Raw genomic sequence first — 13,725 nt, forward strand, 5'->3', positions numbered from 1 at the left:
ACCCGCACTGACTCACCCGCCTTGCCGCTCTCCCGCGCGCCGTCGCCACCACAGGGCCGCGCGCGGGTAGCCGCCGTCGTCGAGGCCGGCCAGCCGCTCGAACACGTTGTACGACGCCTGGTGCCCGCAGAGCAGCACCGAGAACAGCATGGACAGCAGGTAGAGCGGGAGCATGGGCAGGCCGACGCACCACGCCCACTGGGTGGCGTGCCTGCTCTCGTGCAGGATGAGCCGGTCGTCGAGCGAATCTCGCCTGGTCAGCACGACGTTGCCCACGGTGAACGCCCCCGCGATGGGGAAGCGGTAGCGGTAGCCGAAAGCGAGCACGAGCCCGTCGGGACCGGGCTGCCGGGTGGCGCCGCCGATGACGGAGATCAGCAAACCTAGCGGGGTGGCCAGATTCAGATAGTTCACCACCCGGCGGAACCTGTGTCGCCTGTTCATACGTCTCAGTCTTGACCAATCTTGACAACTCGGAATAATGATCGACGTCCTGAAATCTCCCTAAAGAGCAGGATCATGAGATTTTCCACTCTGGGCGCGCTGGTCGGCGCCATGGCTCTGGCCGGCGCCGGCGGAATCGCGATCACTCAAACCTCGGCGAGCGACCCCCTGGGGTTATCCGAGGCCCCGCTCCGCGTCGTGATCGCGTCGTCGACGCCCACCCCCAAGATCGGTAAGTACACCGCCACGACCAAGGTCGTCAAGAAAAAAGGCACCTCCTACCTGGACGTGGCCGTCAAGTACGACGGCGCCGCCAGGTTCACGATCCGCCAGCGCGTCTGCAAGGGCAAGTCCTGCCGTACGACCGCCGCCGAACTCCCCGTGACCACGGGCGCGGGCAAGGCCAGCAAGAAGCTCGGCAAGGGCGCGTACAAGCTGAGAGGCAAGCCGAAGGTCAAGGTCAAGGTACTGCCCTGGCCGACCCGCACGGTGACGGCCACGCCGACGGCCACGGTCACGGAGACCGCGCCGGCCGAGACGGTCACGGCGACCGTGACGGAGACGGCGACGCAGGAGGTCACGACCACGGTCACCCAGACGGTCACGGCGCCTCCGGTGACGGTCACGGCGACGGTCACCCAGACCTGCCGGCCGGAGGTCCCGGTGCTCCCGCCTTCGGAGACGCCCACGGTGCCCCCGTCACTCCCCACCACCCCCGAACCGACCCCGTCACTCCCGATCACCCCCGAACCGACTCCATCGCTGCCGACCGTGCCGGAACCGACCCCGACGCCCTCCCTCACGATCACCGAGGAGCCGACCGGAGTCCCGACGGACACACCGCCCCCGGCGGACCCGATCCCGATCTGCCCCACCGCCACCGGCGCGCCTACGGACACACCGACCGACGAGCCGACTGAACCAACGGAAACCCCACTCCCGGAACCCCCGGCCCAGTAGAACCCCCTGACCGCCGGGCCCCGCACACATCCCGCGGGCCCCGGCCAGGCGGTCCCCACCCCGGCAGGCACCCCGTAGGACCCCCGGCCAAGCGCATCCCGTGAGCTCGGCCCACCCGGGCCCCGGCCAGACAGGCGTCATCTGGCGACCGGTCAGGCGTGCACCACGGCCGGGGCCCAGGGGGCGCACGTCACGGCGGCACGCCGGGGAACCGGAGGAGCGTGTCCCTGGACGGGGGCCGGCCAGGGCGGCGGGTGGGTCTTGCCGTGCTTCGCCGTAAAAAATGGGCGGATAGAGATGGTCGTATATGTCAGGGGTGGCCGCGGAGGAGCCAGGAGCCGGGCGGGGAGGTGGAGGGGGACAGGAAGAAGGCCGCCACCAACGCCCCCATCCCCCCATATAGGTAGATATATCCGGCAGCGCCCCCCGCGATGACCAGATCCCCCTGCGCCAACTGCAGCGAGAACGGCATCGACACCAGCAGCCACCCGGCCGCCGTCACCGCCGCCCCCATCCGGGCGCGCATCAGCCTGCCCGCCCCCACGCAGACACCGAAGAGCCCCACCACCCACGCGACCGCCGCGGCAGGGAAGGGCCCCAGGTTCCACGCGTCCTGCGTGAACCCGCCCACGACCCCCATGACGAGCCCCAGCACGAACAGCATGCCGTAGGCCGCCCCGCCCAGCGCCGACTCGGCCTGGCTGCGTTGCTCCATGCCGACCGAGGTTAGTGGATGCCGGCGAACAGATCGTTCTCGCGGTGGCCCGGCTCGCCAAGCCCGCCCGCCTCGACCGGCAGCCCGGGCACGTCGGGGCCGGCCGCTCCCTCGGCCAGGATGAAGTGCTCCACGCCGACCGCCAGCTGACCGATGCCGTTGGACAGCGCGAACCACGGGTCGCGCACGCTGATCTGCGTGGCGTGGGCGCGCATCGCGTCGAGCTTGCGGCCCACCCACGGCCGCGCGTCGATCTCGGTGGTGATCACCTCGTCGGGACTGCCGAACGGCGCCTTGTCGACGTCCTCGGCGACGAACGACACGTCGGTGGCCGCGCGCAGCGCGTCGGCCGAGCGCCGCATGACCGAGACGGCCATGGCCGTGTGGTAGACCTTCGCGATGCGCCACGGCTCGCCCTCGCCGAACTCCGGGTCGGCCGCGAGCTCGACGGCGCGCAGGGAGACGCGGTGCGCCTGGATGTGGTCGGGATGGCCGTAGAAGCCGTTGGCGTCGTAGGTGACGAGGACCTGCGGCCGCACCTCGCGGATGACCTTGACCAGCTCGCCCGCGGCCTCGTCGAGGTCGGCCTGCCAGAACGCCTCGGGCCGCTCGTTGGAGGCGAGGCCCATCATGCCCGAGTCGCGCCAGCGCCCCGCGCCGCCGAGGAAACGGTGGTCCTCGACGCCGAGTGCCCGGCACGCGCCGGCGAGCTCGCCGGCCCGGTAGGGGCCGAGCGCGTCGTCGCGGTCGGCGGCCAGATGGGCGAGGTCGGCCGGGATGATCTCGCCCTCCTCGCCGAGCGTGCAGGTCACCAGCGTGACGTGGGCGCCCTCGGCGGCGTAGCGGGCCATGGTCGCGCCGGTGCCGATCGACTCGTCGTCGGGATGGGCGTGCACGAGCAGCAACCGCCGATCACGCCCGTGGACTCGCTCGCCGGCCGGCGCCTCGCTCTCCGTCATGCGTCCGAGCCTAACCAACCGCTCTTGCTGGCAGGATTGGCCCCATGAGTGAGAGCTTCCCGCGACTTTCGGCCAGGACCCGCCGGTTCACCCTCGGGGTGCCCCGGGGCTTCACCATCTCCCCCGACGGCGCCCGGGTCGTGTTCCTGCGCACGAGGTCCGGCACCGACCCCGTGACCTGCCTGTGGGAGCTCGACACCGAGACGCACATCGAGCGGCTGGTCGTCGACCCGCGCACGCTCGACGCCGACGACGACCTGCCGCCCGAGGAGCGGGCCAGGCGCGAGCGCAGCCGCGAGCAGGCGGGCGGAGTGGTCGCCTACACGACCGACACCGCGGTCACCACGGCCGTCTTCGCCCTGTCGGGCGGCCTCTACGTCACCGACCTGCCGAGCGGGCGCACGCGCCGGCTCGGCATCCCCGGCTCGGCCATCGACCCGCGCGTCTCCCCTGACGGCCACCTGGTCGCCTATGTCACCGGCGGCGCCCTGCGCGTCCAGGACCTGGCCTCCGGCGACGACCGGGCGCTGGCCACGCCCGAGTCGCCGACGGTCACCTACGGCCTGGCCGAGTTCATCGCCGCCGAGGAGATGGGCCGGATGCGCGGCCACTGGTGGTCTCCGTCGAGCGACGCGCTCCTGGTCGAGCGGGCCGACGAGGCGCCGGTGCGCAGCTGGTACATCGCCGACCCGGCCAATCCCGACCGCCCGGCGGTGACCCAGCGCTACCCGGCCGCCGGCACGCCCAACGCCGTCACCGAGCTGTTCGTGCTGGGCCTCGACGGGTCGCGCGTGGCGGTGCCGTACGACGACGAGTACCTTACGACGGCCGCCTGGGACTCCCACGCGCTGTCGATCGTGACGATGCCACGCGACCAGAAGGCACTGCGGCTGTTCGCGGTCGACCCGGCGACCGGCCGCTCCACGCTGGTCCGCGAGGACACCGACCCGGCCTGGGTCGACATCTTCGCCGGTGTGCCCGCCCACCTCGACGACGGGTCGCTGGTCTGGGTGGCCCAGGCCGACGGCGGCAACCGGCTGTTCGTCGGCGACCGCGCGGTCACCCCGCCGACGCTGCAGGTGCGCGCGGTGCTCGACGTCGACCACGACAGCGTGCTGTTCACCGCCAGCGGCGACCCCACCGAGATCCAGCTGTGGACCTGGGACGGCCACTCGCTGCTGCCGGTCTCGACCCGCTCCGGCGTGTTCTCCGGCCGGATGGCGAGCGGCGTCGGCGTGCTCAGCGAGCAGACCCTCGACGCCGAGGGCGTCTCCACCACGGTCGTGCGCCGCGACGGCGTGGCGATCCCGATCCCGTCCGTGGCCGAGCGGCCCGGTCTCGACCTGCGGGTCTCGCTCGGCCGTTCCGGCCGTCGCGAGCTGGCCACCGCCGTGGTGCTGCCCTCCTGGCACGAGCAGGGCTCGCGCAGGCTGCCGGTCCTCATGGACCCGTACGGCGGGCCGCACGCGCAGCGGGTGCTCAACCGGCGCGGCGGCTACCTGGAGAGCCAGTGGTTCGCTGAGCAGGGCTTCGCCGTCATCGTGGCCGACGGGCGGGGCACTCCCGGGCGGGGCCCGGGGTTCGAGCGCGCGATGCTGGGCGACCTGGCGACTCCGGCGCTGGAGGACCAGGTCGACGCCCTGCAGGGCGTGGCCGAGCAGTATCCCGACGATCTCGACCTGACGAGGGTGGCCATCCGGGGCTGGTCGTTCGGCGGCTTCCTGGCGGCGCTGGCGGTGCTGCGCCGGCCCGACGTGTTCCACGCCGCGGTGGCCGGGGCCCCGGTGACCGACTGGCGGTTGTACGACACCTGCTACACCGAGCGCTATCTGGGCCACCCGGACGAGCAGCCCGAGGTCTACGACAACTCCTCGCTCTTCGGGGACGCCGCCAAGCTGGACCGCCCCTTGCTGCTCATCCACGGCCTGGCCGACGACAACGTGGTGGCCGCCCACACGCTCCGCCTGTCGTCCGCGCTCCTCGCGGCCGGCCGCCAGCACCACGTCCTCCCGCTGTCGGGTGTCACGCACATGACGCCGCAGGAGGTCGTGGCGGAGAACCTGCTGCTGCTCCAGGTCGACTTCCTGAAGAAGTCGCTGGGCGAGTGACGTCCCCCTGACCTGCCGCCTCGGCCCAGGGCATCACGCGAGCAACGTGATGCCCTGCACCGGCCGAGCAACGTAACCGCCGGGCAGGTCGAGCAACCTGACCGCCCTGGGCCCGCCGGGCGAGCGGCGTCAGCGCACCGGTTCGTGCGGCGGACGGGTGGGCGCGCCGTGCCAGCTGCTCCACAGCGCCGCGTACGAGCCGCCCGCCGCCACCAGCTCGTCGTGTGACCCGAGCTCGCTGATCCGGCCGTCCTCCACCACCGCGACCCGGTCGGCGTCGTGGGCCGTGTAGAGGCGGTGCGCGATGGCGATGACCGTCCGCCCCTCCAGCACCGCGGCCAGCGACCGCTCCAGGTGCCGAGCGGCGCGCGGGTCGATCAGCGAGGTCGCCTCGTCCAGCACCAGCGTGTGCGGGTCGGCCAGCACCAGACGGGCCAGTGCCAGCTGCTGGGCCTGGGCGGGCGAGACGGCCAGCCCGCCCGAGCCGACGACCGTGTCGAGGCCGTCGGGCAGGCCGAGCACCCAGTCGAGCGAGTCGACCGCGTCGAGCGCCGCGCGGACCGCCGTGTCGTCGGCCCCGGGCCGGGCGATCAGCAGGTTGTCGCGGAGCGTGCCCTTGAACACGTGGTGCTCCTGGGTGACCAGCGCGACGTGGCCGCGCAGCTCGTCGAGCGGCAGGTCGACGAGGGGCACCCCGCCGACCGACACGGCGCCGGTGCGGGGGCCGTGGATGCCGGCCAGCAGCCTGCCGAGGGTCGACTTGCCCGCGCCCGAGGGGCCGACCATGGCCAGCCGTTCGCCCGGCCTGACGGTCAGGGAGACACCGTGGAGCACGTCGCGGCCCTCGCGGTAGGCGTAGCGGACATCGTCGGCCTCCATCAGCTCGCCGGTGGGGCGGGTGGCGGAGGGCGCCCGGTCGTCGGGCACGTTGGCCACGCCGAGCAGCCGCGCCAGGGCCGCGCCGCCGACCTGCAGCTCGTCGATCCACATGAGGAACCGGTCGAGCGGGTCGATCAGCTGCTGGGCGTAGAGGGTGGCCGCGGTGACCTGGGCCAGCGACACCCAGCCGTTGGTGTAGAAGAGCCCGCCGACGAACAGCGTGGCGCAGACCGGGAGGACGTAGCCCAGCTCCACGGCGGGAAACCAGATCGTGCGCAGGCGCAGGGTGTAGCGCTCGGCGCCGAACGACCCGCGGATGTCGTCGTCGGTGCGCTGCTCGCGCCGCCGGTGCAGGCCGAGCGCCTCGATCGCCCGAGCGCCGTCGACGGTCTCGGCCAGCCCCTCGGTCATGTCGGCGTAGGCCGCGTTCTCGCGCAGGTAGCCGTCGCGGGCCCGGTTGAGGTACCACCGCGTCGCGCACCACAGGATGGGGCCCGCGATCAGCATCGGCAGCATGAGCAACGGGCTGACCAGCACGATCGCCCCGATGGTGATCGCGAAGGTGACCACCGCGATCAGTGTCTCGGGCACGGCGTGGCGAACGGTCCTGGACAGCGAGTCGACGTCGCGCGTCGTCCTGGTGATCAGATCGCCCGCCCCGGCCCGCTCGACCGTCGACAGCGGCAGGCCGAGCACCCGGTCGACGAACTCCTCGCGCAACTCGGCGAGGACCTTCTCGCCGAGCCGGGCCGAGGCCAGCACCGCGTAGCGGATGAGAACGCTCTGCAGCAGCAGGAACCCACCGATGCCGAGGACCACGAGGCCGACGCTCACCTCGCCGCCGTCGCGTACGGTCTGCACCAGCGCGCCGAGCTGCCAGGGCACGGCCAGCCCGGCGACCGCCGCGAGCCCGTGCAGGACCAGGGCGACGGTGAGCTGACGCGGATATCTCAGCGTCAGCCGCCTGGCGTAGGCGCGCACCTGTCTCTCGTCGGCGACGGGCAGGATCTCGCGGGCCATCGTCAGTCCTCCCCTCTGGTCACGGTCGCGGCGTATCTCGGTGAGGAGGCCAGCAGGTCGCGGTGCGCGCCCTCGGCGACCATCCTGCCGTCCTCGACGTAGATCACATGGTCGGTGCGATCGAGCACCAGCGGGCTGGTCGTGCAGATCAGCGTGGTCCGGCCGGCGCGGGCCTTGGCCAGCCGGTCGGCGATGCGCGCCTCGCTGTGGGCGTCGACCGCGCTGGTCGGCTCGACCAGGACGAGCACCTCGGGGTCGAAGAGCAGCGCCCTGGCCAGCCGGAGCCGCTGCTGCTGGCCACCGGAGAACTCCCGCCCGGCCTCGGCCACCTCGGCGTCGAGCCCTTCGGGCAGGGCTTCGACGATGTCCTCGGCGCACGCCGTGTGCAGCGCCTGCCGTACCTGCTCGTCGGAGGCGCCGCCACGGACGTCGAGCTCGTCGCGGAGCCTGCCCGTGAACAGCCTGGCGCCGTTGTCGGCGACCAGGATGCGCGAGCGGATCTCGGCGATCGGCAGCGTGGCGAGGTCGGCCTCGCCGAAGGTGACGTCGCCGTCGGCGTAGCGGCCCAGCCGGTCGGCGATCGTGATCGCCTCCTCGGGCGTGGCGGCCGCGACGGCGGTCAGCACGCCCGGCCGCACGGTCACGCCGCTGTAGGAGTCGCGGAGCACGCCGCCCTTGCTGGCGCCGGTGCCGCCCGACACCTCGGGCTCGATGGACAGGATCCGCACCACCCGGCGGGCGGCCACGTGACCCTTGGTCAGCTTGTCGGCGGCTTCGGTGAGGGTGCGCATCGGGCCGATCAGGAAGACGGCGTAGCCGTAGAAGGCGACCAGCTGGCCGACCGTGATCTCACCGCCGACCGCGAACGACGCGCCGACGCCGGTGACGGTGGCGATCAGAATGCCGGGGAGCAGGATCTGCGCGCCCTCCAGCAGCGAATCGACCCTGGCGACGCCGACCCCCGCATGACGGACCCGCTGCGACTCCTCGCGGTAGCGCTCGGCGAACACCTGCTCGCCGCCGATGCCGCGCAGCACCCGCAGCCCGGCCACGATGTCGGCCGACCGGGTGGACAGGTCGCCGGTCAGGTCGCGCTGGAGGTTCTGGCGCCGGTGCAGCGGCTTGAGCAGCGGCCCGACGGCGACGGCCATGACGGGCACGCCGATGAGCACCAGGAGGCCCAGGGGCAGCGAGGTGGAGAGCAGGATCACGGTGACCGTGACGATCGCCACGACCGCGCCGGTGCCGCGCAGCAGGATGTCCATCGCGGTGCCGATGTGGGCGATGTCGGAGTTGCCGACGCTGACCACCTCTCCGGTCGACAGCCGCTTGGGCAGCGTGGCCCCGAGGCGGGCGGCCTGCCTGGCGGTCACCTGGACGGTGCGGTAGGCGGCGGCCAGCCAGTTGTAGACGGCCATCCGGTGCCGCATGATGCCGGAGCCCGCCTGCACCAGGCCGAGCCCGAGCAGGAGCGCCGACCAGGTCAGCAGCGCCCCGGTGTCCTTGGCCGTGACGGCGTCGATGCCCTTGCCCAGCACGGCGGGCACCAGCGCCTGCACCAGCCACCAGACGATCGCGAACGCGATGCCGGCCAGAAGGGAGGGCAGCTGGGAGCGCGCGTTCCACCACAGGTAGCGCAGTGGACCGCGGATGTCGGGCACGCCGGGATCGGCTTGAGGAAGGGAGCGCATAACCTGTCAAGATTGGCAAGGCACGGGTTGACCAGGCAAACGGTTTTCGCGTCAGGAGGGCAGCGCCCTGAAAGCCCTGAACGTGTAGACGAGCGCCACCAGCGCGGTCAGGGCCAGCAGCAGATAACCCAGCGTGTACGCCGCCGTGGCACTGTAGACGACGCCCATGACCAGGGGCGGGAAGTAGCCGCCGAGCCCTCCGGCCGCCCCCACCAGACCGGTGACGGTGCCCACCCGTGACGCCTCGACCACCTTGGCGACCAGCGCGAACACGCCTCCGGTGCCGAGACCGAGCAGGAGCGCCATCAACACGAAAGTGACCCCGGCGGGTAGCTCCGGCGGCGGCCGGAAGCACAGCACGACCGCCATGACCACGACCCCGGCGAACGAGATGAGCAGCACCCGGACCGGCCCGATCCGGTCGGAGAGAATGCCGCCCAACGGCCTGGCGAGCACGGCCGCGATGGAGAATCCGGCGGTGCGCAGCCCGGCGTCGGTCTGGACGTACGCGTACACGTTCTCCAGCAGCGTGGGCAGGTAGGTGGAGAAGGCGACGAACCCCCCGAACGTCACCGCGTACAGGAACGAGCACTGCCAGGTCGCCTTGACCTTCAGCGCCTCGCGGATCCGGGGCAGCGCCGGCTGGGTCGCGGGCCGCCACGCGGGCGAGTCGCGGCTGAACGCCAGCATGATCAGGCCCATCGCCGCCAGCGCCACCGCCATCAGCACGTGCGTGGCCCCGCGCCCGAGCGCCTCGACCAGCCGGGGCGTGCAGAACGCCGACAGGGCCGTGCCCCCCATCCCGGCCCCGAACACCCCGGTGGCGAAGCCGCGCCGCGGGGCTTCGTACCAGGCGTTCACGAAGGGGATGCCGACCGCGAAGGAGGTGCCGGGAATCCCCAGCAGGAACCCCCAGAACAGCAGCCATCCGTACGAGTCGGACCAGCCGACGAGCAGGACGGGCACGATCGACAGGAAGCAGATGACCGCGAACATCCGCCGCCCGCCGAACCGGTCGGCCAGCACGCCGACGGGGATCCGTCCCAGCGAGCCGACCAGCACCGGGATCGCGACCAGCAGCGAGGTCTGCGTCGGCGCCAGGTGCAGGCTCTTGGTGTAGCTGCTGCTCAGCGGCCCGATCAGGTTCCACGCCCAAAACGTGAGGGCGAACGCCGAGGTCGCGAGGACCAGGTTGTGCGTCTGACCGCTGCGCAGTTCTGCCATACACCATCTGTAACATGTCGTCACATAGGGTAGTGATGCGGGGTATGCCAAATGCGCCTGGCGCGCCGGGTGATGTCCGGGCCGCCGTTAGGCCAGAATCGTTGCCTGTGAGGCACGGCTACACCAACAGCACGGTCGGCGACGGCGCCCTGGTGGTCAAGTGCTACCAGGGGCCGGGCGCGGCCACGCGGCTGCGCACCGAGAGCAGGTTCCTGCGCAGGCTGAAGGGGCGGCTGCCGGTGCCCGCCGTCCACCAGATCACCGCGACGAGCCTGACCATCCGGTTCGTCGACGGCGTCCACGGCGAGGACCTGCTGGACGACGGCCGGGCGGCCGAGGTGCTGGCCGGCTGCGGGCGCACGCTCACCCGCATCCACCGGCTGGGGATCGTCCACGGCGACTTCGGCCCGCAGAACCTGCTGTTCGACCCCGAGACGTTCGAGACGGCCGCGATCCTCGACTGGGAGTGGGCGCACCAGGGCGTGCCGCTCGAGGACCTCGCCTGGTGCGAATGGATCGTCCGCACCCACCATCCCGCGCACGTGCCGTCTCTGGCCTCCTTCTTCGACGCCTACGACGGCCCGGTGCCGCCGTGGGAGCGGCGGCACGCGGCCATGCTCGCCCGCTGCCGCGACCTGCTCGACTTCGCGGCGCGCCGGGAGCCGGGCGGCGAGGGCGAGAAGCTGTGGCGCCACCACCTGGAGACCACCGCCGCCTGGACCGCCCACTGACCGCGCATCGGCGATTTCGCCGGTCCCGGATGTCTTTACACCGCCCCCCTTTATCGGTTGACACCCGCGAGTAACACTCTGGTCATGTCGTCAGCCGCTGTCACGCGCCAGAGCGTCCTGCACGGGCGCGCCGCCGAGGAGGCCGCCGTGCGGCTGCTGCTCGACCGGGCACGTCAGGGAGCCGGCGGCGCGCTGGCCCTGCTGGGTTCGCCGGGCATCGGCAAAACCGCCGTGCTCGACCTCGCCGGCACCCTGGCGGGCGATTTCGCCGTGCTGCGCGTCCGGGGGATCCGCCAGGAGACGCACCTGCCGCTGTCCGGCCTGCACGCGCTGCTGCACCCGGTGGCGGGCCTGATCCGGTCACACGTGCTGACCTGGGCGCTCCGGCTGGGCCGCAGCGACGGCGGGGTCGCGCTGCCCGCCGCGCTGCTGGAGTTCCTGCGCGAGCTGGCCGGCCCGGAACCGGTGCTGGTCTGCGTCGACGACCTGCACCTGCTCGACGCGGCCAGCCGGGAGGCGCTGACGTTCGCGGCCAGGAGGGTGGCCGGGGAGCGGATCGCGCTGCTGTTCACGGCGTGGGACGCGGCCGGGCCGCCGGGCGAGCTGCCGGGCGACGTCCCGGTGCGGACGCTGGAGCCGCTGGACCAGGCCGCGACCCGCGCCCTGGCGGCGGAGCTGCTGCCGGGCAGCCTCTCCGACGACCTGCGCGGCAGCCTGGAGCGGATCTCTCGGGGCAACCCGCTCGCCCTGCGCGAGCTGGTGGAGTCGCTCAGCGCCGAGCAGCTGGCCGGGCTCGCGCCGGCGCCCGACAGCCTGCCCGTCCATGGGCGGCTGCACCGCGCGCACGCCGACCGGCTGGCGGGCCTGCCCGAGGACACCCGGTTCCTGCTGCTGCTCCTCGCGGCCGATCCGGGTCTCGACACGGCGACGCTGATCCTGGCCGCCGAACCGGCCGACCCGCTGTCCCTGCTGGCACCCGCCGAGAACGCCGGGGTGATCCGCGCCGAGGGTGAGCGGTACGTCTACACCGACGAGACGGTCCGCGCCGTCGCCTACGCCGAGGCCCCGCTCGCCCGGCGGCGGGCCGCGCACCGGCTGCTCGGCGACCTCCTCGACGGGCAGAGCCGTCGGCTGGCCCGGGCCTGGCACCGAGCGGTCGCGCTGGACGGCCCGCCCGAACGGCTCGCCGCCGAGTTGGCCGCCGCCGCCTCGACCGCCACGCGTCACGGCCATCCCGGCCCCTCCCTGGCCTACGAACGCGCTGCCCGGCTGACCGGCCACGACGCCAGCAGGGCCGAATGGCTGGCCGCGGCCGCCCGCCACGCGTGGGTGTCCGGCGACTTCCCGCGCGCCAGGTCGCTGCTGACCTGGCTGCGCCGCCCCGTGGCGTCCGACTCCTCGCGCGGTCAGGCCGAGCTGATGTACGGCCGGCTGGAGCTGCTGAGCGGCAACGCCGACAGTGCCCGCGACAAGCTGCTGGCCGCGGCCACCTGGCTGGTCGAACACGACCGGCTGGTCGGGGTGAAGGCGCTGCTGCAGGCGGCCGAGGCCAGCTATCTGGCCGGCGACATCCGCGCCCTGCACGCCATCGCCGGGCAGGCCGCGGTGCTGCGCCGCGGCGACGACTGCGTGACCGCGCAGCTCATGTTCGAGTACCTGGAGGGGATAGCGGCCACGTTCAGCGGCCGGCACCGGGCCGCCGCCGGGCCGCTACGCCGGGTCGTGGAGCTGGCCTCGGCGGTGAGCAGCCCGGTGACGCTGGTCTGGGCGTGCGTGGCGAGCCTGCTGCTCGGCGAGGACGCCACGGCGATCGAGCTGTCGGCCCGGGCCGTCGACACGGCGAGGCGGCGCGGCGCGGTCAGCGTCGTGCCGCAGCTGCTGGAGTCGATGATCCAGGCGCAGTTCTGGCTGGGCCGCTACTCCTCCGTCGCGGCCCACGCCACCGAGGGGCTGCGGCTGGCCCAGGAGTCGGGCCAGCTCAACGCCGCGGCCCAGCACCTGGCCTGGCTGGCGCACGCCGCCGCCGTCCAGGGCGACGCGGAGAGCTGCCGCGACCGGGCCCACGCCGCGATCGAGCTGGCCGAGTCCCATGGCCTGGGCATCGCCACCACGCTCGGCAACTGGGCGCTGGCCCATCTCGACCTGTCCATCGGGCGTCCGGCGGAGGCGGCCGCCCGGCTGCGCGGCCGGCACGGCAACGACCACGTCGTCATCCGGGTCATGGCCAGCCCGCACTTCATCGAGGCGGCGACCCGTACCGGTGACAGGAGGCGGGCCGCGGCGGCCCTGCGGGTGCTGGAGCGCTGGGCGGCCAGCACCGGCAGCCCCGACCGGCTCGCGCTCGTCGCGCGCTGCCGGGCGCTGCTCGCCGCGCCGGGCGAGGCGGGTGAGCTGTTCTGCGAGGCTCTGGAGCTGCACCGCCAGGGCGCCTGCCGGTTCGAGACCGCCCGCACCCAACTGCTGTACGGCGGAGCCCTGCGCAGGGAGCGGCGGCCCGGCGCCGCGCGGGAGCACCTGCACGGCGCGCTGGAGACGTTCGAGCGGCTGGGCGCGGTGCTGTGGAGCGAGCGGGCCCGGGCGGAGCTGCGCGCCTCCGGCGAGGCCGTCGTCCACGTCTCACCCGCCGGAGACCCGGAGCGACTGCTCACCGCGCAGCAACTGCGGATCGCCCGGCTGGTCGCGGAGGGCGCGACCAACAGGGAGGTCGCCGAGCGGCTCTTCCTGAGCCCGCGCACGATCGACCACCACCTCAGGAACGTCTTCGTCAGACTGGGCGTGCGCTCGCGGGTGGAACTGGCGCGGCTGCTCTCCTGAGACCGGCGACGCACGTCCTCCGAAACCGGCGTGCCACGTCTCCTGAGGCCGGCGACGCACGTCCCGCGGAACCGGCGTGCCGCCTCTCCTGAGACCGGCGATTCACGCGATGCGGGTGCTGACAGGCGGGCTCAACAATGTCGGCGGACACCGGTTCCCGGATTCCCCCCACCGGACCCC

Annotated in this window: 10 protein-coding genes; 4 read left to right on the forward strand and 6 right to left on the reverse strand. The window is 73.1% G+C overall.

Annotation, left to right across the window (positions count from 1 at the left end; translation table 11 throughout):
• Positions 1–12: 12 nt before the first annotated feature.
• A complete protein-coding gene (locus AC5L3X_RS15415) occupies positions 13–444 on the reverse strand; it encodes a hypothetical protein (RefSeq protein WP_189124205.1) in 432 nt (143 codons plus the stop codon).
• A 75-nt stretch (positions 445–519) separates the two neighbouring features.
• On the opposite strand from AC5L3X_RS15415, the gene AC5L3X_RS15420 reads away from it, so the two are divergent.
• Positions 520–1,404 carry a hypothetical protein gene (locus AC5L3X_RS15420; protein WP_494857549.1) on the forward strand — a complete coding sequence of 295 codons (885 nt, stop codon included), beginning with the start codon at positions 520–522 and terminating at the stop codon, positions 1,402–1,404.
• A gap of 310 nt (positions 1,405–1,714) precedes the next feature.
• Here the strand turns inward: AC5L3X_RS15420 and AC5L3X_RS15425 are convergent, their stop codons facing one another.
• Together AC5L3X_RS15425 and mshB are read right to left on the reverse strand one after the other, a co-directional pair.
• On the reverse strand, positions 1,715–2,119 hold the full coding sequence (locus AC5L3X_RS15425) for a DUF6113 family protein (RefSeq protein WP_494857550.1): 405 nt from the start codon (positions 2,117–2,119) through the stop codon (positions 1,715–1,717).
• An 11-nt stretch (positions 2,120–2,130) separates the two neighbouring features.
• Positions 2,131–3,078, reverse strand: a complete 948-nt coding sequence (gene mshB, locus AC5L3X_RS15430) for an N-acetyl-1-D-myo-inositol-2-amino-2-deoxy-alpha-D-glucopyranoside deacetylase (RefSeq protein WP_494857551.1) — start codon at positions 3,076–3,078, stop codon at positions 2,131–2,133.
• Between the two features lie 44 nt (positions 3,079–3,122).
• Here mshB and AC5L3X_RS15435 point away from each other — a divergent pair, with 44 nt between their 5' ends.
• A complete protein-coding gene (locus AC5L3X_RS15435; RefSeq protein ID WP_494857552.1) occupies positions 3,123–5,186 on the forward strand; it encodes a S9 family peptidase in 2,064 nt (687 codons plus the stop codon).
• Positions 5,187–5,315: 129 nt separating this feature from the next.
• On the opposite strand, the gene AC5L3X_RS15440 is transcribed toward AC5L3X_RS15435, so the two are convergent.
• Genes AC5L3X_RS15440 through AC5L3X_RS15450 form a run of 3 tightly spaced genes read right to left on the reverse strand, consistent with a single transcriptional unit; the run spans position 5,316 to position 10,000 of the window.
• Positions 5,316–7,085, reverse strand: a complete 1,770-nt coding sequence (locus AC5L3X_RS15440; RefSeq protein ID WP_494857553.1) for an ABC transporter ATP-binding protein — start codon at positions 7,083–7,085, stop codon at positions 5,316–5,318.
• Positions 7,086–7,087: 2 nt separating this feature from the next.
• Entirely contained in the window at positions 7,088–8,776 is a 1,689-nt protein-coding gene (locus AC5L3X_RS15445) for an ABC transporter ATP-binding protein (RefSeq protein WP_494857554.1), read from the reverse strand.
• Positions 8,777–8,827: 51 nt separating this feature from the next.
• Complete coding sequence (locus AC5L3X_RS15450) at positions 8,828–10,000, reverse strand: MFS transporter (protein WP_189124198.1); 1,173 nt, start codon at positions 9,998–10,000, stop codon at positions 8,828–8,830.
• A gap of 107 nt (positions 10,001–10,107) precedes the next feature.
• On the opposite strand from AC5L3X_RS15450, the gene AC5L3X_RS15455 reads away from it, so the two are divergent.
• Together AC5L3X_RS15455 and AC5L3X_RS15460 are read left to right on the forward strand one after the other, a co-directional pair.
• The gene (locus AC5L3X_RS15455) at positions 10,108–10,731 is read left to right on the forward strand and encodes a phosphotransferase (RefSeq protein ID WP_494857555.1); all 624 of its coding nucleotides are present in this window, start codon (positions 10,108–10,110) and stop codon (positions 10,729–10,731) included.
• 84 nt (positions 10,732–10,815) lie between these two features.
• A complete protein-coding gene (locus AC5L3X_RS15460; RefSeq protein ID WP_494857556.1) occupies positions 10,816–13,545 on the forward strand; it encodes a LuxR C-terminal-related transcriptional regulator in 2,730 nt (909 codons plus the stop codon).
• Positions 13,546–13,725: the final 180 nt, after the last annotated feature.

The sequence above is a fragment of the Nonomuraea sp. CX421 genome (assembly GCF_059358955.1).